The organism is Bacillus sp. ms-22, from assembly GCF_009759805.1.
Taxonomy (GTDB): Bacteria; Bacillota; Bacilli; order Bacillales; family Bacillaceae; genus Bacillus; species Bacillus xiamenensis.
Map to the genome: position 1 here is coordinate 2140974 of NZ_CP046653.1, position 19663 is coordinate 2160636.

The 19663-nt window shown below is 40.9% G+C and carries 15 protein-coding genes and 1 pseudogene; 2 read left to right on the top strand and 14 right to left on the bottom strand.

Annotation, left to right across the window (positions count from 1 at the left end; genetic code table 11):
* Nucleotides 1–52 precede the first annotated feature (52 nt).
* Nucleotides 53–1159 (bottom strand): Rap family tetratricopeptide repeat protein, encoded by a 1107-nt coding sequence (locus tag GPA07_RS18645; RefSeq protein ID WP_198303821.1) that lies wholly within the window; start codon nucleotides 1157–1159, stop codon nucleotides 53–55.
* A gap of 140 nt (nucleotides 1160–1299) precedes the next feature.
* The gene (locus tag GPA07_RS11235) at nucleotides 1300–1527 is read right to left on the bottom strand and encodes a death domain-containing protein (RefSeq protein WP_008358005.1); all 228 of its coding nucleotides are present in this window, start codon (nucleotides 1525–1527) and stop codon (nucleotides 1300–1302) included.
* A 50-nt stretch (nucleotides 1528–1577) separates the two neighbouring features.
* Here GPA07_RS11235 and GPA07_RS11240 point away from each other — a divergent pair, with 50 nt between their 5' ends.
* Nucleotides 1578–1940 carry a DUF1433 domain-containing protein gene (locus GPA07_RS11240; protein ID WP_157292545.1) on the top strand — a complete coding sequence of 121 codons (363 nt, stop codon included), beginning with the start codon at nucleotides 1578–1580 and terminating at the stop codon, nucleotides 1938–1940.
* 99 nt (nucleotides 1941–2039) lie between these two features.
* On the opposite strand, the pseudogene GPA07_RS11245 reads toward GPA07_RS11240, so the two are convergent.
* A pseudogene (locus GPA07_RS11245) lies at nucleotides 2040–2295 on the bottom strand (peptidoglycan-binding domain-containing protein); the annotation flags it as partial.
* 106 nt (nucleotides 2296–2401) lie between these two features.
* Between GPA07_RS11245 and GPA07_RS11250 the strand changes: the two are divergent.
* Nucleotides 2402–2713 (top strand): tyrosine-type recombinase/integrase, encoded by a 312-nt coding sequence (locus GPA07_RS11250; protein WP_071167593.1) that lies wholly within the window; start codon nucleotides 2402–2404, stop codon nucleotides 2711–2713.
* A 7-nt stretch (nucleotides 2714–2720) separates the two neighbouring features.
* Here GPA07_RS11250 and mutL read toward each other — a convergent pair whose 3' ends face one another.
* From mutL to rny, 11 genes are all read right to left on the bottom strand, one after another.
* Nucleotides 2721–4622, bottom strand: coding sequence for a DNA mismatch repair endonuclease MutL (mutL, locus tag GPA07_RS11255; protein WP_157292546.1), 1902 nt, complete (start codon nucleotides 4620–4622; stop codon nucleotides 2721–2723).
* Between the two features lie 23 nt (nucleotides 4623–4645).
* Entirely contained in the window at nucleotides 4646–7222 is a 2577-nt protein-coding gene (mutS, locus tag GPA07_RS11260) for a DNA mismatch repair protein MutS (RefSeq protein WP_157292547.1), read from the bottom strand.
* Nucleotides 7223–7347: 125 nt separating this feature from the next.
* Nucleotides 7348–7893 carry an outer spore coat protein CotE gene (gene cotE / locus GPA07_RS11265; RefSeq protein ID WP_003212450.1) on the bottom strand — a complete coding sequence of 182 codons (546 nt, stop codon included), beginning with the start codon at nucleotides 7891–7893 and terminating at the stop codon, nucleotides 7348–7350.
* Between the two features lie 644 nt (nucleotides 7894–8537).
* Complete coding sequence (locus GPA07_RS11270) at nucleotides 8538–8972, bottom strand: regulatory iron-sulfur-containing complex subunit RicA (RefSeq protein WP_008358013.1); 435 nt, start codon at nucleotides 8970–8972, stop codon at nucleotides 8538–8540.
* Between the two features lies 1 nt (nucleotide 8973).
* Nucleotides 8974–10500, bottom strand: coding sequence for a tRNA (N6-isopentenyl adenosine(37)-C2)-methylthiotransferase MiaB (gene miaB, locus GPA07_RS11275; RefSeq protein ID WP_008358015.1), 1527 nt, complete (start codon nucleotides 10498–10500; stop codon nucleotides 8974–8976).
* 158 nt (nucleotides 10501–10658) lie between these two features.
* Nucleotides 10659–11840, bottom strand: a complete 1182-nt coding sequence (locus GPA07_RS11280; protein ID WP_145939380.1) for a glycine C-acetyltransferase — start codon at nucleotides 11838–11840, stop codon at nucleotides 10659–10661.
* Nucleotides 11837–12901, bottom strand: a complete 1065-nt coding sequence (gene tdh, locus GPA07_RS11285; protein WP_157292548.1) for an L-threonine 3-dehydrogenase — start codon at nucleotides 12899–12901, stop codon at nucleotides 11837–11839. The genes GPA07_RS11280 and tdh overlap by 4 nt, the downstream gene beginning before the upstream one ends.
* Before the next feature lie 176 nt (nucleotides 12902–13077).
* Entirely contained in the window at nucleotides 13078–16122 is a 3045-nt protein-coding gene (locus GPA07_RS11290; protein ID WP_157292549.1) for an efflux RND transporter permease subunit, read from the bottom strand.
* A 204-nt stretch (nucleotides 16123–16326) separates the two neighbouring features.
* A complete protein-coding gene (gene spoVS / locus GPA07_RS11295) occupies nucleotides 16327–16587 on the bottom strand; it encodes a stage V sporulation protein SpoVS (RefSeq protein WP_003211281.1) in 261 nt (86 codons plus the stop codon).
* 202 nt (nucleotides 16588–16789) lie between these two features.
* Nucleotides 16790–17584: a TIGR00282 family metallophosphoesterase gene (locus tag GPA07_RS11300; protein ID WP_008358024.1), complete on the bottom strand. Its 795-nt coding sequence runs from the start codon at nucleotides 17582–17584 to the stop codon at nucleotides 16790–16792.
* A gap of 89 nt (nucleotides 17585–17673) precedes the next feature.
* Nucleotides 17674–19236 (bottom strand): ribonuclease Y, encoded by a 1563-nt coding sequence (gene rny, locus GPA07_RS11305; protein WP_003211958.1) that lies wholly within the window; start codon nucleotides 19234–19236, stop codon nucleotides 17674–17676.
* Between the last annotated feature and the right edge of the window lie 427 nt (nucleotides 19237–19663).

A 19663-nucleotide genomic window follows, 5' to 3' on the forward strand; every position in this document is an offset into this window, starting at 1 on the left:
GTTGTGACCCCCATTAATAAGGTAAGGCTTAATATCATAACTTTCAGGAGCTTCATTCAGCTTCCTCCTCCATCCATGTCAATTTTTTGGCTTGTGATTCCAAACCTTCATCAAAGTATTTTGATGCCAGCTTGTGATTATCCTGCTTTTTATAAAATCTTGCTGCCATAATTGACAATTCAGCGGCATCTTTCCAAAGTTTTTGATTTTTCAGTACATTTAGAGCTGCATCAAGATGAGTTTCATCATCTGTTACATATAGTGAATGTATGATGTTTAATTTAGCAATATACGCAATGTCAGATAGTTCATTCGCTAACATGAGTGACTCATTGTATGCATCCAGCCCTTGAGCTGTTTTATCTAGCTGGAATAGTACACGTGCTAACATGTACTTTGTTCTCATATACAGTGTTTTGTGTGGCTTTTTTAGTTCAATAGACAAGACATTCTGGAAAGAGTTTAAAGCTTGCTGAAGCTTTCCTTGACGCTCATAGCATATACCTAGGTTGAGATATCCTAGTGCTTGTGGCAAATCAAGGTTGGAAGCTGCTGCTAAATTGATAGCATCCTTAAGGGTTGATTCAGCTTGTTTAAATTGGGTTAAATCCATCTTATTTGAGGCGATCACCATTAGAGTAGTAGCGACCCGACTCTCTTGTAAATCTGCTGATTTAAAGCTTTCTAAAGCTTTTTTGGCATGGTTAATGGAGAAATGATTTTGTGCGATTTTGTAGTACGCAATCGCAAGCTGATAGTTAAATTCAGCACGTTCTAATTCGTCAGGTACGTTTCGAAGGCGGATCTCTGCGATATGATAATAGTTGATAGCGTCTGAAAATCGATTTTTATAGAACTCATACATGCCATTGAAGAAGAAATAGTAATACTGAATCATGTCATCCGTTTTCTGCTTCTCTTCAATGTCTATTTGCTTCAATAAATCTTTTGATCCCTCAAACTCCTGCGCCATCATTTTGTATCTGGAATCAATCAAGTTAAAGTATAATAAGACATTTTGATCTTCTTCCATATTTTCAAAAGCTTTTACGATCTCTTTTCTCTTATTTTCAGCCTTTAGTATGTCCTGTTTCTTGATATATCCGTACCAATCACCGATCATTTTAGCAACAAATGGGCTTGCTACTTTTTCTCCCAAACAAACCTCCCCCTATCCCTTCCTTTATTTTCCCTATAATTACATATATTATCATCTATTTAAATGTTCCACACCGAAAAGATACCGCAAAAAGAACAAAAAAAGACCTCCATCGCATCGTTGCGAAGAGGTTATGTTAACTATTTTGTCTTTATACTTCTTAGAAAGGCACTTCTGTTCTCTGTTGCATTTGTCAGCATAGTCGCATTTTCATTGAGCCTTTGCACCAATGCGTCCTTAGATTTCCCTTCAAATGAAGAGATTAATGCAACATAGGCTTTTTTCATTTTCTTTTCACTATAAGTATTTTGACTAAGAGAAAAATAGTCTTCATCTGTTAAATTAGGTATGTCAGTCTTTGTATTCATGTACAATGCCCCTTCTCTCATGTAAAATGTAAGACAGAAAGGATGGTTTTATGAAAAAATACATAATTATCCTTATAACTCTGGTTATTATAACACTTGGAGGGATATTTATGAAGGAACGACACGACAAAAAAACAGAAGCCCAAGAAGCTAAAAAAGAAGAATTGTATTCCTTGGCTAAGAAAAGAATGACTGACTTTATTAAACCAAACTATCATGATATTGAACGAATTGATTATACTAATGATTATGAGGTAAACCCAATGGGTGGCATTTCAATCAATGGTTATTTAAATGGAAACAAGGACAAAAAAATTTGGGGAATATATGATAAGGCAAATGATGAAGTAGGTTCATTTATTGTTGATGCTAAAGAAAAGCCTGAGTGCGAAGATAAAGTATGCGAGTATTAAAAAGAGGATAAATCATAAAATTAATCAAACCCCTATCCGTTAAGGACAGGGGTTTGTTTCATGTACTTTCATTTTCTATAGATGTAAGTCTATAGATTTTTATTTTAATAGCTTTTCTAACGCTGCTTTTGTCTTTGGACCATAGATGCCATCAGCTGCAAGACCATGCATCAATTGGAATCGTTTGACCGCATCCGCTGTTTTTGGTCCGTAATAGCCATCAACGCCGTTGTTTTTTGCTCCTTTGTCTGGGTAGTAGTAAACCGCCGCTAGCGCTTCTTGTACAGCTTTTACTGCTGATCCCTTTAAGAGGATTTGTTACTTTTAAAATGCCAGTAGGCAGGTTGTACGACCGTACAATCGCAATTGATGACTCATTAATAACTGAACTAAAAAAGTATCGTATATGGCAAAAGAAAAACAAAATTAAATATGGGGTTGCATATCAATAACCTAATTTATTGATAGCCTCAACCAATGGAAAAGATATAGGAACGTTTGGTATTAATAAAGCTATTGACTCGATCCTGTCAAAAACAAATTTACATCACATTACTCCTCATGGGCTAAGACATACTCATGCAATCATGCTTCTTGAAAGTGGAGTCGATATTAAAACAGTGAGTGACCGCCTCGGGCATGCTACCATCAACATGACAGCGGATGTTTATCTTCACGTTACAAAAAAACACGAAACAGAAAGCGTTTTGAAAAGTATCTTGAAAATTAATCGGTGGGCAAAAGGTGGGCAAACCTATTCAACCACCGTCTAAAACCTTGCTACATCACCCGTTTAAACATTTTCTCCATTTCATACGTAGAATGATGGATGATGATCGGCCGGCCGTGCGGACAGGTGAATGGGTCCTTCGTTTGCCGGAGTTCATCTAATAAGGCTTTGATTTCATCATGACGTAAATGACGATTTGCTTTGATTGAGCCTTTGCAGCTCATCATGATCGCCGCTTCTTCTCTTAGTTTCTTTATATCCACACGCTTTTCATCAAGTACTTGCTGAATGATCTCTTCAATGAGTTCAGCCTCTTCTCCTTTTGGAAACCACTGCGGATGCGATCGAACGATGTAGCTTCCTGATCCGAAGGGCTCTAAGAAGACACCCACTTTTGCTAAAATATCTTTATGCTCTTCAATAATCAGCATCTCGTTTTGAGAGTAGTGAAAGGTTAATGGCACAAGCATTTCTTGTACTTCCTGCTCAATCTCTCCTACCTTCTCACGATAATATTCGTATTTGATTCGCTCTTGAGCTGCATGCTGATCAATGATATAAAGACCGCGTTCATTTTGAGCCAAAATATACGTTCCGTGCATTTGTCCAATCGGATACATCACAGGGACACGTTCATTTTCAAAATCGTTTTCAGCCGTATTGTTATTCAGCATAGGCTTCCCATCTTCATACGAAGCCGCAGATTCCTCAAAATACCCGCTAGCGTCATGCTTTTCTTCGTGCGTGACTGGTAAAGATGCTGCCTGGCTTTCTGGTTCAGGCATCCCGTATGTGTCGTTCTGACTTGTCTCGTATACAGCCGATTCGAGCGGGACCGGTTCATAAGGTGCAGGTGTCTCCGTTCGGTTTATATTTGTTTGTCTGGAATCAAACGTTAAGGATTGCTGCTCATTTTTCACAGCTGGCATTGGAGCTTTTTTTGGCACGTGTGCACTTGGAATAAGCTGCTGCTTTTGAAACACGTCCTTAATTCCTTGTTTGATCAGCTCATGAAGTTCCTGCTCTTTACTCAGTCTTACCTCAAGCTTTGATGGATGTACGTTCACATCCACTAAAATCGGGTCCATCTTCATGTCAATAAATGTAATCGGATGACGGCCAATCGGAAGCAGTGTATGGTACCCTTCATGGATGGCTTTCACAAGCGGGAAATGCTTCACATATCTTCCATTCACAACAGAAGACATATAATTACGTGATGCCCTCGTCACTTCTGGCAAAGAAATATATCCTTTTATTTCAAAATCAAGTGATTGCACGTGAAGTGGCAGCATTTTTTTCGCCACAGCCGTTCCATAAATGGCTGCAAGCACATGCCGCACATCCCCATTTCCATTTGTTTGAAGCAACACTTTCCCTTGATGACGCAAGCGAATTGAAACTTCTGGATGAGCAAGCGCAATTCGGTTGACGACATCTGATATGTTGCCAAGCTCTGTATGAACGGTTTTCATATATTTTAAACGGGCTGGCGTATTATAAAATAAGTTGGTGACGACAATTTCGGTGCCGCGCCGGCCAGAGGTTTTTTTCTCTGAAATGATCTTACCGCCTTGGAGCACTAGGTGTGTTCCTGCTCCTTCACCGGTACTTGTCTTCATTTCAAGATGAGAAACAGACGCAATACTTGGCAGCGCCTCTCCTCTAAAGCCGAGGGTTCTCACTCGAAATAGATCATTTTCATCTTTGATTTTACTCGTCGCATGTCGCTGGAAGGCGAGCTTACAATCTTCAGCATCGATTCCAACACCATTATCAATAATTCGAATAGAAGAAAGACCTGCTTCTTCTACATCGATTTCAATAACTGTACTACTCGCATCGATCGCATTTTCAACAAGCTCCTTCACGACAGAAGCCGGACGCTCAACCACTTCGCCCGCAGCAATTTTATTGGATAGGTCATCGGATAGCTGAATAATCTTTGCCATTTTCTTACTCACCTCACCTTACATTATAATTTCTTTTGCAATTCGTATAGCTTTGTCATGGCTTCCAGCGGTGTCATATCCATTAAGTTAAATGACTTCAATTCTTCGATCACCGCTTGATCTTTGTTTTTCAGAACAGGTTTTGTTTGCGGTTTTTCTTCCACTTCAAAGAATGAAAGCTGCTGTTTTTCCTCGACCTTTTCTGTTTTTGGGGCTGGAGACACGCGCGGAATCACTTCATGTGATCCACTCTCAAGCTCCGTTAAGATGGTCTGGGCACGATCAATGATGGCATCAGGCAGTTCAGCAAGCTGCGCTACATGAATACCATAGCTTTTGTCAGCTGCCCCTTCTTTGATTTGATGTAAGAAAACGACGGTCCCCTCATGCTCTTCAGCTCGTACATGGACATTCTTCAGCTCGCTTAATTGAGATTCAAGTACGGTCAGTTCATGGTAATGTGTGGAGAAAAGGGTTTTAGCACCAATGTGATCATGAACAAATTCAATGATGGCCTGTGCAAGAGCCATTCCATCATAGGTGCTTGTCCCTCGTCCAATTTCATCAAATAAAATCAAACTGTTTTTCGTCGCATGCACCATCGCATTTTTTGCTTCAAGCATTTCTACCATAAAAGTACTTTGACCAGAGATCAAGTCATCTGCCGCACCAATACGTGTAAAGATTTGATCAAATATCGGAAGGGTCGCCTTTGATGCCGGCACAAAACAGCCAATTTGCGCAAGAATTGAGATCAATGCCATTTGCCTCATATAGGTGCTTTTCCCTGACATATTCGGTCCAGTAATGAGCAAAGTTTGTCTTCCTTTTCCCATATGGCAGTCATTCGGCACATACTCCTGATGATCCATCACTTTTTCAACGACAGGGTGACGACCACCAACGACATCTACCTCATCCTCTGAGAATTCCGGACGGACATAACGACGCTTTTCACTTACGGTCGCAAAGCATTGCAGCGCATCCAGTTCACTCATTTGTTTTGCAAGCAGCTGTAATCTAGGAATATATGCTTTTACTTGTTCCCGAAGCGCAGAAAATAGTTCATATTCCAATTCGCTAATATTTGATTCTGCCTCAAGAATAAGGGCTTCTTTTTCTTTTAATTCAGGTGTAATATACCGCTCTGCATTCGCAAGGGTTTGCTTTCTTTCATAACGACCTTCTTCCAAAAGATGCGTATTCGCCCGGGTTACTTCGATGTAATAGCCAAATACTTTATTAAATCCGACCTTTAAAGAACGAATCCCAGTGTATTCTCTTTCTTGCTGTTCAAGCCGCGCAATCCAGTCCTTGCCGTTTCGGCTGGCATCACGATATTCATCTAATTTTGCATTGTAGCCGTCTTTAATCAAATTGCCTTCTTTTAACGTCATTGGCGGATTTTCATAAAGAGCATCTTCTAATAAATCAAGCAGGTCGCCGCAAGGGTCAATATCATTCGCTCGAGATGCTGCCATTTCCTCTGGCAGGGAATGGACGAGTTCTTTAATGGCCGGTACTTGCTTTAGGGATTCCTTTAGTTGAATGAGATCGCGGGCATTCACATTTCCAAATGCCACACGGCCTGCTAGACGTTCGAGATCATATACTTGCTTTAATCGTTCACGAAGATCTTCTCGTTCAAAGAAATGATTCATGAGAATTTGCACCATTTCCTGGCGTTCTTTAATTTGCGAAAGGCGAATGAGCGGCCGGTCGATCCATTGCTTCAGCAGTCTTCCGCCCATCGCTGTTTTTGTTTCATCTAACAGCCACAATAAAGAGCCCTTCTTACTTTTTGAGCGAATTGTTTCTGTTAATTCAAGGTTTCGCTTTGAGTAAAGATCAATTTTCATCGTTTGTTCCAGCTCGTACAGTTGAACTTGCTGAAGGTGATCAAGACTTCTTTTTTGCGTTCTTCTTAAGTACGCATATAAGGTGGAAAATGTCGACTGCAGATGTTCATCAAGATGGGAAACGAGGGCGTCAGCTTCATCCATTAATTCGCTGCTATCTTCGTAAGAAATGGTTGCATGACAGCGTTCCCTCAGGATTTTCACCGTTTCTTCATCTAGCTGCTTTGAGACCACAATTTCTTTGGCACCGACAGAGTAAATTTCAGAGACGACGTCATCTAACCGTTCAATGAAAGCAGCCATGTTTTCACCTGTTGATAAATCGGACAGCGCAAGGCCGTACCCATGTTGAAAGCTGGAAACAGATGCTATGAAGTTGTTTTCGTTTTCACTCAGCCCTTTGCCATCCATAACCGTACCCGGTGTAATCAGTTGAACGACCTCTCTTTTGACAACACCTTTCGCCGTTTTCGGGTCTTCTACCTGCTCACAAATCGCGACCTTGTAGCCTTTTGAAATTAACTGTTCTATGTATGCAGACGCAGAATGATAAGGAACACCGCACATCGGAATCGTCCCGCCATCTCTGCTTGTTAATGTGATTTCTAGTTCTTGTGCTGCCTCTTTTGCATCATCAAAAAACATCTCATAAAAATCACCTAAGCGGAAAAATAAAAAGGCATCTTGATAATCTGCCTTGATCTTTAAATATTGCTGTATCATGGGCGTATAACTTGCCATATTTCTAATCCCTCACTATATTACTTTCGAATTTATGCCATCTTCCATTATAGCATAAAAAATCGCCTTTTTTCCCCTGATATAGCGCAGAAAAAAACTAGGGAGATATGCGCCCTAGTCATCAATTACTCTTCAGGATCACCTGCTAGGAATTCTGGATGAATGTCTTCTAACTCCTCATCCACTTCTTCTTCCCACTCATGATCATCTTTTTCTTTCCAGCTTGAATTGACCTCTACCACAATTTTTGTTTCTCCTACTACCTCTGCAATGAATTCACGCTCTGCCTGAACGATAATTTTATTGCCATTTGGAGAGATGGTCACTTCTAAACAATTCGGCTGCTGCAAAACTTTTGCAATCACTTCATGTTCATCATCAAGGAAATTTTTATCTTTATATCTCAGTTTGATGATGTCTACATATTTCACACGTTCTGTGACCACTTCTGTTTTCGTGTTGTCAGCGTAAGAGTACCACACGTTAATATCAAATGTTCCTTCAATTTCAACTGTTTTGCCGACCTTTTCAGCATCATACTTATGATTAATGATCCAACCGCCTAGGATGCTGGTTGGTTTTTGCGATGGAGAAATGGTGTGTGTGCTTTGGGTAAATTTCCTCCCTTTTGCAACCACCGCTTTTGTAATAATCTCTCTGTATTCAGACATTCCGGCATGCCTCCTTGTTCTTGATCGTTTTATCTTATGCTGGGCATTCGTCTAGTGTGTCACGATTTTGAGCTTCATGTTCAATTAAATTCATTTCTGTTTCAGTGTATGCATGGTCGCCCATAAACTTGCCTTGAAAATTGGAAAAGTTGGAGAGTGAGAGATTTGGGGTTGATCGTGTTGGGAAAATGTGGTTTAATGATAAAGTCACAGTCCCTTATTATAGGAGGGGCATTAATAAAAATGAAGATTGATTTCACCGTAAATTTCCAATTAGAATTGAAGCTGAGAAAGAACTTCGTCATAAAATATATCTTCTTTGTTATATTTTATATTAAACATTTTATGAACAAATAATCTAAACATGAAATAAAAAAGGGGCTGTGACGTCAACAAATTGTTGATGTCACAGCCTTTAAAATAAAAATAACACATATTCAACATTCAAATATGGATTTTCTACTATTTCCGAATAAAATCTTAGAATACAATTAGAACTGTATCCATTTAACAGATAGAAACTTCTTATAATACTAGTCACCTCAATATTTCACTATAAGGTCAAGGAAATTTAAACACTAAACCTCAAATAACATATAAATACGTATTCAAAAAACAAAAAACCCCGCATCTGCGGGGTTTTCTCATTTAATGGAGCAACTTGGGGATGAGTTTTTCACTTTTGAACCGGTTTCTCCTAATAAAAGGTCACCGCCGGTTGAAAGGATGATTTCATCCGTTACTTGATTAGAAATCGTGTGTGCTACAAGCTGAAGCAGAGAGTTGACTTCCATTTGTGATTCTTTGAATTCTTGGATCACTGGAATGTCATCCAGTTCTTCTTGCAGGGCATCGATTTTTTCTTCAACTTGCTTTAAGGCTTCGTGTTTGCCGTAATGCTTTAAATTCACAGCTTGTTTTTGAAGCGCCTTAATTTGATTAATGATCGTCGAAATTTTTGTATTTTCATTGATTTGCGCTTCTGCTTTCTTGAAGAAATCAACTTCTTCTGTTTCAGAAATCATTTTCGCGAGCTCTCTTGCGCGCTCGACAATCTCTTTCTTTGAATAAAGCGTCATTTTAATTCACCTCGATAGCTTCTCCAACCATTTCTCCGTCAAGAGACCAAGTTTTCGCTTGTGTGATTTTCACTTTGACGATGTTGCCAATCGCTTCTTTTGGTGCTTTAAAATTCACAAGCTTGCTTTTACTTGTATATCCGGCTAGGATCTCAGGGTTGTTTTTACTTTCACCCTCTACTAATACTTCGACAGTCTGCCCTTCATATTCCTTCATTTTTTTCGCGGAAATTTCATTCACGAGTGCATTCAGGCGCTGTAGACGTTCTTTTTTCACACGCATTGGCACATTGTCTTTCATTTTCGCTGCTGGTGTGCCTTCTCTCGGAGAGTAAATGAACGTATAAGCCGCATCGAACTCAACCTCTCGATAGAGGGATAGAGTTTCTTCAAACTGCTCATCTGTTTCATTTGGGAACCCTACAATAATGTCCGTTGTCAAGGAAGCGTTTGGCATTGCTTCTTTGATTTTACGCACAAGTTCTAGGTAACGCTCACGGTCATATTTTCTCGCCATCAGCTTCAGGACAGCAGAACTTCCTGATTGAACTGGCAAGTGAATATGATCGAGAAGGTTGCCGCCTTTGGCAAGCACCTCAATTAAGTGATCATCAAAGTCGCGCGGATGGCTTGTAGTAAAACGGATACGCGGGATATCAATTTTACGCAGCTCATCCATCAGATGACCAAGACCATATTCCATGTCCTCAAAATCTTTTCCATACGCATTCACGTTTTGACCAAGAAGGGTAATTTCCTTATATCCTTCTGCCGCTAAACGTCTTACCTCTTGAATAATTTCGTCTGGACGGCGGCTTCTTTCTTTACCGCGCGTGTAAGGAACAATGCAATAGGTACAAAATTTATCACAGCCGTACATAATGTTTACCCAGCCTTTGATTTTACCTTGGCGGGCTCTTGGAAGGTTTTCAATCACATCGCCTTCCTTCGACCAAACCTCGATGACCATTTCTTTTGATAAATAGCATTCGGATAAAAGCTCTGGCAGGCGGTGAATGTTGTGCGTTCCGAAAATCAAGTCAACAAATGGATGTTTCTTTAAAATACGGTTGACGACAGATTCTTCTTGCGACATACATCCGCAGACACCTAAGATTAAATCTGGCTTTTCACGCTTTAATGCTTTTAAATGACCAAGCTCTCCAAACACTTTGTTTTCCGCATTCTCACGAATGGCGCAGGTGTTTAATAAGATGACATTCGCATCTTCAGTCGAATTTGTTGGTTCATAACCAAGCGCCATAAAAATACCAGCCATTACTTCTGTGTCATGCTCATTCATTTGGCAGCCATATGTGCGAATATAAAACTTGCGACCGTTCCCTAACCCTTGAAACCGCTCGTCAATTTGAAATTGATTGTATTCGACTTCTTCTTTACCCCGTTTTTTTGCATCTTTTAAGGAAGGCGGAATGTAAACAGCTTCAAAATATTTGCTGTAGTCCTTCTCGGATTTTTTGTCCGATGAACTGATTTGTCCGCTCGCTTTTCTCTGCTCTTCATTCATGAATTCGTACTCCTTTCAAACCAAGCTCCACCCTACAGTATAGACTATTTTGTGATGAATTGAAAATAAATTCATGTGTGGTTTTTCTATGAAAAATGTCTATTCATCTGGACAGTCATCAACACTCTTTATCAAAAGAAAAGAGAGCCCTCGCTCTCTCAATCAAGTATATTCAATTTCTTCGCTTCTTCTTCGATGATGGTTAGTGCACGGTCAAGTTCTTCTTTTGTGTGCTCTGCTGTGATGATCGCTCTAATTCTCGCTTTTCCTTTCGCCACGGTTGGGAAAGCAATCCCCTGAGCAAAGACGCCTCGCTCGATTAATGCCTTAGAAAACCGGAAAGTCAGTGCCTCGTCTCCAATCATCATTGGAATAATAGGCGTTTCTGTTGGCGCCACCTCAAATCCAAGACCGATGACTTTTTCTTTAAAATAATTAGCGTTCTCCCAAAGTGTTTCAATGCGCTCCGGTTCGTCTAACAGCACGTCAATGGCTTCTTCACAGGCTCTTGTGACAGCCGGCGGATGTGAGGTGCTGAATAAAAATGGTCTTGCTTTATGCTTTAAATAGTCGATTAAAACCGCAGAACCAGCGACGTAGCCGCCAAGCACACCGACAGCCTTACTCAGTGTGCCAACTTGAATATGCACTCTGCCGTCAAGCTGAAAATGGTTAACGGTTCCTCGCCCATTTTCACCAAGCACGCCAGACGCATGAGCATCGTCAACCATTACAAAGGCATCATATGCTTCTGCCAGCCTGACGATTTCAGGCAGCGGCGCGATATCTCCATCCATTGAGAACACGCCATCTGTCACGATAAGACGGATGCGGTAATTCATGGATTTCTTTAAAATTTTCTCTAGCTCTTCCATATTAGAATGCCCGTATACTTTTTTATCTGCCTTTGTTAACCGAATCCCATCGATGATCGAGGCATGATTGAGCTCATCTGAAATGACAATATCATCTTTTGTGAGGATGCTCGATAAAACCCCTTGATTGGTCGTAAAGCCTGATTGGAATACTAAGGCTGCCTCTGTCTTTTTAAAAGCAGCGAGCTTTTTTTCAAGCCGTTCGTGCATCGTCATCGTTCCAGCAATGGTTCTTACAGATCCTGTACCAGCACCAAATTCATCAATCGCCTCTTTTGCCGCTTTCATCAGCCTTGGATGTGAGGTGAGTCCTAAATAATTGTTTGAAGAGAGTTGTATGACGGATTGTTCATTTAATGTAACCGTGGATGATTGTTTGGAATCAATTTCTTTCAACGTTTGATGAGTACCTTGCTGCTTCATTGCGTCTAATTCATCTTGTAAATACGTAAATTCTTTCATCATTTCGTCCCCCTTTGATATGATGGCATCATCAGTACGATCTTCCCGCACGTACCACTTCTCATGAGTTCAAACCCCTTTTTGAAATCTTCAAATGGCAGCGTATGCGTGACAACTGGCTGTACATCAATGGTATTAGTTCTTAAAAGTTCAGATACTTGACGCCACGTTTCAAACATTTTTCTCCCCGTTATCCCTTGAACGGTTAATCCCCTAAAAACAATTTGATTTGTAATGTCAATGGTCACTGGCCGCTCTGGCAAACTTAGTATATTGACTTTCCCGCCATTTGCACAAGCTTCGAGTGCTTGATTAATCGCAACAGGGTGTCCTGACATCTCACACATCACGTCTGCCCCTTCCATCCGCGTGAGCTGCTTAATCATTTCAACAGGATCATCTTTTCCGATATCCACGATATGATCTGCACCCATTTTTCGGGCAAGGTCCAGCCTGTATTCGTTTTTATCAACAGCAAACACTTGCACAGCCCCAGAGGCTTTCGCGACCGCGATCGCCATTAAACCGATTGGCCCGCAGCCAAAAATCGCCACTGACTTTCCTGAAACAGGTGTATGGAGAACTGTATGAACAGCATTTCCGAGCGGCTCTTGAATGGATGCAAGCTCTACTGGCATTTGATCTGGGTTATGCCATACATTTTGTTCAGGTACTTTGACGTATTCAGCAAAGCAGCCATCAATGTCTACCCCTAAAATTTTCGTTTCGCTGCACAAATGCTGCTGCCCTGTTAAACACATATAGCACTGATTACATACAATATGCGTCTCAGCCGATACAAACTCCCCTACTTTTGCACGTGAGACCTGGCTTCCCACTTTGACAACTTCCCCTGTAAATTCATGACCAAAAATGTACGGTGCTTTGACTCTCGCCTTTGCCCAATCATCCCAATTATAAATATGCACATCGGTCCCGCATATTGATGTGGCTTTCACCTGGATGAGCACTTCATGATCATTAATTTCCGGAATCGGCCTCTCCATCATCACCGCTCCGTAAGCGCTTTCTTTTTTAACAATCGCTTTCATCGTTCCACACATGACGTACAACCCCTTTGTCAAAAAACTTCTCCCAATCAGATTTTAACACGTCTTATTTTAGCCGTAAATACCACTGTCCACTCTATAAGAACAAATGAACACTCCACATATTTTTTTGGATATTTTTCTATAAAAAAAGCAAATCTCCAAATAGAAGGAGATTTGCTTCAGGATTGTCAGCGTTTTTTTGAAACAGCCACATATAAGGCCGGCACAATCAGCAGTGTCAGAATCGTGGAGAAAAAGACACCTGATACGATGCAGATCGCCAGCGGCTTAAAGAGTGGATCATTGCTTAATGCAACAGGCATAAGGGCAACGAGTGCTGTGAATGCCGTTAACAAGATCGGTCTAATCCTTGCTCTTCCCGCTTCAATGACCGCTGTTCGTTGATCAAGCCCCTGTTTGCGGCGCTGTTCAATAAATTCAAACAAGACAACCGCATTTCTGACCACGATACCTGCTAATGACACAATACCCATTGTTGCCATAAAGCTAAACGGAGTTTGAGTTACAAATAGTCCAATAATCGCTCCTGATATCGCTAAGTAAACAGTTCCAAGAACTAAAAGCGGAAGCATGAGTGAATTGAACTGGAAGGCGATGGTGACATAAATGAGCAGTAAGACGACCCCAAATAAGAGGCTAATTTCAATAAAGAATTGGGTTTGATCTTCATTTTCTCCACCTTGAGAAATGGTCAAGTCCTTCGCTGCATCACTTTTTCCAACTTGATTGACGACTTCTGTCATATCGTCTTTAAACGTATCTGACGTTCCAGGATATGCCTTTAATGTGATGGTCGGAATCCCGTTTTCATGCGGAATGCTTTCGTACTGCTCTGTTTGTTTTTCTTTTACGTACCGGCTAAGCGGCTCTAGCGAAGGCATACCACTGTCAGTTGTACTCACAGGCACCTTAATGTCTTTTAACTTCAATCCATTTTGATGTGTGCCCATATCCTGTTTCACCACTAAATCGATGTCATCTGTTCCTTGTTTAAAGGAGCCTAGTGGAATTCCTTCTGTCACAAGCCCAAGCTGTCTGCTGACAAACTGCGCGGTGAGCCCATCCTGTGCCATTCGGTCACGATTTAATTCAAATGAGATGGTTTTCACCGGCTGATTGACATCGTCTGTGATCAAACTCGCTCCGCTTTCTTTCATTTCTTTTGTGAGCGTCTCTTTCACATCAACCAGCTTTGAAAATTGTTCTCCTGCAATGGTCACGGTCACAGGTGCTCCAGTTGGCGGTCCTTGAACAATGGTTTTCATAAAGATATCCGCATCTTTAAATTTCTCTCGCAAAGGCTCTGTCATACGATCTATCAATTCTTTACTTGTCATCTGATCATTGTCGACCCTTACAACAACCTGACCCGTGTGATCACTTGCGTTTGAGATGCTTTCATTAAACAAGTTCGGCACACCGCCGCCTGCAAAAATAGCCGTCTCTTCAATTCCTTTTTGCTGTTTGATCTCTTGTTCTATTTTCTCTAGTGTTTCATTTGTTTTATCCAAGGTTGTTTCACTTGGGAGTGTGACAGTGACGACAACCTCCTTCTTATTCGCCGCAGGGAAAAATTCAAATGGTGTGACGAAAATGAGTAAAAAGGCAAGTGTCGAAACGAGCAAACCGCTAAGTCCAATCAAAAGTGGACGTTTCACGATGTTTGTCAGCACACCGTCTGCATAAAAATCGGCTAATCTTTTTAATGGTTTGCCTAAGAATCCAGGTTCTTTTTGTATCTTCTTGTTCTTTCTTTTTCGGTTTGCGGTATATTGATAGACTGGCACAAGTGTCAAAGAAATGACCATCGACGCCAGTACAGTTGTGACAAGAACAGACGGTAATGCCCGAATAAATGCCCCGTTCGCACCAGATAGGAAAACAAGCGGCAAGAAGGCAAATACAACTGCAAGCGTTGAGGTGACAATAGATCCAGCGACTTCTTTTACCCCTGCAATGGTTCCTTTGAGAGGGCTTTCGTGCTTTTTCATCTGCCTTAAAATATTATCGTTGACCACAATGGCGTCATCCACAAGTATCCCTAATGCAATGATAAAGCCAATAATCGAAATTTGGTTAAGGTCCACTTGTAAAAACGGGAGCGGAATCGTTCCGATCGTAATAGATAGCGGGATCGCAAGTGAAACGATAAACGCACCACCAATGGTTAAGCCAAGTGTGGTGACGACAATGACGGCGATGACGGCAACGATCGCTTCTTTGATTAAATCGTTAAAAATGGCATCTACTTCGCTTTTTTGTGAATAGTAGTTGATCCACTCCACACCATTTGGCAGCTCTTTCTCTTTTTCAATAACATCACTGACCTTGTCATACATTTTAGGAATATCAAGCCCAGGTTTAATATTGACTGTAAAAGAATAGGCCGGTTTTCCGTTATATGTGACGATATCACTTTTCTCTTTTTCTACTTCTTTTAAGCTGCCCAGCTGACCGATTGTGACAGGCTCACGTTTTGTTTTTGAGAAAAGCTCAATCTTTTTGATTTGATTTAATTGGTCATAAGCATCAATGGACAGCTTGACCTTCTCTCCAGCTGAACGAACGTCACCCAGCGGGGATGTATCAAATTCTTGATTGATGGCATTTGTGACATCGGTCACGTTTAAACCTTCATCCTCCAGCTTGTTTGAATCTAAGTTCAATATCGCTTGTTTGTCATTGAACCCTTTGATGACGACACCATCAACACCTTTGATGTCCTCTACTTTTTCTTTTAACGCACGCAGCGATTCCTGACTTTTTGCTAAATCAGATGATGTATTCGACACAATCATGTAGGAGCCAACCGGTACATTGCCGAACTCGTCCTTTACATCCGGCTCCATGACACCATCTGGAAAGGAAGAAGCGGCATTTGTGGTTTCATTTTTAATTTGACTTGCTACCTTTTGGAAATCGGCTTGATCATCAATTTCAAGCACAATATTGGAAAAACCAATGGCGGAAACAGAGCTTGTTTTCTCTACACCATTGATATCAGAAAGGGCCGATTCGAGCTTATTGGTGACATCACTTTCCACCTGCTTTGCATCAGCACCAGGAAAAACGGTCGAAATGGTCACGATATTCGCTTGAAATTCTGGCAGTTCTCGTTTAGGAAGCTGTGTAAACAAATAACCTCCGGCAATGAGTACGATAAAAAATAAAATAAAAACAAGCTTTCCTCTTTTTAAAAAAGCTTCAACCATTTTTTCACCTACTTAAATATTTATTTTTGATGAAGTATTTTCAACTTAATCTTAAGTTATCATCATGGTGAAAAAATGCAAGCTCTAATATGTCGTTTTTTTATCTAATTTGTGAAAGAAATATGTTATATAAGAAATGTATAGCGGTAAACAAAAACAACCTGCTTACATGATGTAAGCAGGTTGAAAATAATAAAATTAGAATTATCGTGGTTCAACAATCAGTTTGATTGCTGTTCTTTCTTCTCCATCGATAAGAATGTCAGTAAAGGCCGGAATACATATCAAATCCACTCCGCTAGGCGCAACAAATCCCCTTGCAATGGCGACAGCCTTGACCGCCTGATTCAGTGCTCCAGCGCCGATTGCTTGTATTTCCGCTGCACCGCGTTCACGTAAAACGCCGGCTAATGCTCCCGCTACTGAATTTGGATTTGACTTTGCTGAAACTTTTAAAATTTCCATTTTTGCTCCCCCTTAAATTTACAATGGATAAGTGAGTGTTCATTAGAACAATCTTTGTTAGATGTGGCTATTTTTTTGAAAATCCATCCCCAAAATGTTTTTCAAAAATAGCAGGCTACCTACCATTTTTACTATATTCACGATAGAGGGCGCATATTCCTTCTTTCTGATTAATATTTTGCTGAAATAAATATGTGAATATTTATTCAAAGAAAATATGGTCATCATTTATCAAAATTCGATCAATTTTGACAGCTTTTTTCGACTGTTCGTCAATTTCTACGATCACTGCACTTAATGTCGTGCGACCTTCTGCAATTTCGAAACGGACAGGCAGACTCGTTTTGAATCGTTTAATAATCGTTTCCCGGTCAACACCTAAAATGCCGTCATAAGGACCTGTCATTCCAACATCTGAAATATACGCAGTTCCTTTTGGCAATACACGGTTATCTGCTGTTTGAACATGTGTATGCGTTCCAACAACACACGATGCACGGCCATCCGTATACCAGCCCATTGCTTGCTTTTCACTCGTCGCTTCACCATGGAAATCAATAAAAATAAATGGTGTCCGTTTTGATGCTTCCGCAATGAGCTCATCTACTTTTTGAAACGGGCAGTCAATTGGCGGTAAAAATGTGCGGCCTTGCAAGTTGATGACAGCTAATTCTTTTCCTTGTTTTTTAATAAAAGTGAGACCTTTCCCAGGCGTACCTTCCGGGAAATTAGCTGGACGAACAATATTGGCTGCGTCATCGATGAAATCAAAAATGTCTCTTTTGTCCCATGTATGGTTCCCCATCGTGAGCACATCAGCTCCTGATTGAAGCAGCTCATGATAGATTTTCTCAGTGAGACCTTTTCCGTGAGCAGCATTTTCTCCATTCACAATGGTAAAGTGCGGCTGATATTTTTTCTTTAGCTTTGGTAAGTATTCTTTCAGTGTATCTCTGCCAGGTGAACCGACGATATCTCCAACAAATAATATTTTCATGCGCTTTGAACCCTTTCTCTTATAAAATGATCTTCTTATCAGTGTTGCATATTTACACAAAAAAATAAAGCGGCGCTAAGCGCACCGCTCTATTTTGCATACTCTACTGCGCGAGTTTCTCGAATGACCGTCACTTTAATGTGACCAGGGTAATCGAGCTCGTCCTCAATCCGCTTACGAATATCCCTTGCTAGACGGTGAGCTTCAAGATCATTAATTGAATCTGGCTTCACCATAATACGTACTTCACGTCCAGCCTGTATCGCAAACGATTTTTCAACACCTTCATAAGATTCAGAGATATCTTCTAATTTCTCAAGTCTCCGAATGTAATTTTCAAGCGTCTCACTTCTTGCACCAGGGCGTGCTGCAGATAATGCATCAGCTGCCGCAACAAGAACAGCGATAATCGATGTCGGTTCTTGGTCACCGTGGTGAGATGCAATACTGTTGATGACAACAGGATGCTCTTTATATTTCGTCGCAAGCTCAACGCCAATTTCTACGTGGCTTCCTTCTACTTCATGATCAATGGCTTTTCCAATGTCATGCAGAAGACCTGCTCGTTTTGCAAGCTTTGCATCTTCTCCAAGCTCTGAAGCCATGAGACCTGCAAGATGTGCAACCTCAATGGAATGCTTCAGGACATTTTGTCCATAACTTGTACGGAATTTTAAGCGACCGAGAATTTTGATGAGATCCGGATGCAGACCGTGAACGCCAACTTCAAATGTCGTTTGCTCACCCATCTCGCGGATATAATCATCGACTTCACGGCGTGATTTTTCCACCATTTCTTCAATTCGTGCAGGATGAATACGTCCATCCTGGACTAGCTTGTCCAGAGCTATCCTTGCTGTTTCACGTCGAATCGGATCAAAGCCCGATAAGATGACAGCTTCAGGTGTATCATCAATGATTAGGTCAATACCTGTTAACGTTTCTAACGTACGGATATTTCGTCCTTCACGTCCGATAATACGACCTTTCATTTCATCATTTGGAAGATTGACTACAGATACCGTTGTTTCAGCTACATGATCAGCTGCACAACGCTGTAACGCAAGTGAAAGAATATTTTTCGCTTTTTTATCAGCCTCTTCTTTCGCCCGGTTTTCAGATTCTTTCGTCATGACTGCAATGTCGTGGGAAAGCTCATTTTCAACTTGATCCAGAATGATTTGTTTCGCTTCATCTCGAGTTAGACTAGAAATACGCTCCAACTCGGCTTTCTGCAAACGAATCATATCATCCACTTTGCTTTCCATCTCTTCAATATGTTGTTGTCGTTCATTCAGAGAATGATCTCTCTTCTCCAACAGGGACTCCCGTTTATCTAAAGATTCGTCCTTACGATCCAGATTTTCCTCTTTTTGAAGTAAACGGTTTTCTTGTCTTTGAAGCTCATTACGTCTTTCACGAACTTCTTGCTCCGCCTCTACACGAAACGAATGAATTTCATCTTTCGCTTCCAAGAGCGCTTCTTTCTTCAATGCTTCCGCATCACGCTTTGCATCCTCAACAATTTGTTCGGCCATGTTTCTTGCGCCGGATATTTTTGCTTCTGCAATGGTTTTACGAACAAAGTAGCCAACAACTAAACAGATTAGGCTCAGCAAAATGGAGATGATCGTAAACATCGTAGGCGACATATTTTCACCTCCTCTTGCTATGAACTTGGTTTTACAAATAAAGTGTCGGCATGTACATTGTTTTGTGTCTCAACATACAGGGCCTTCACAGGGAATGAGATCCTCACTGCCCTTGTCAAGTTTAAATTAGTTATCAATCATGTTAAGAAAAACAAGTGATACATTCTCATTGTAATTGTGTCGGAAATACTTGTCAAGCTAGTCAGACTGAGGCGTAAGTCGTTATTTCAAGCAAAAACAGAACTTTCGACCCGCTAGCTGTCATGTAATTGTAAAAAAAAGACGCTTTTCAGCGTCTTAGAGAGTAGACAAACCCTCGCATTCGGTGTCAGTCCTGCGTGCCGGTGCTCACGAATGGCAAATTCGCTCTGCTCTGGTCCTCGTCCTTCCTAGACTGCAAAGGTTTTCTATCACACTAAAAAGAAGA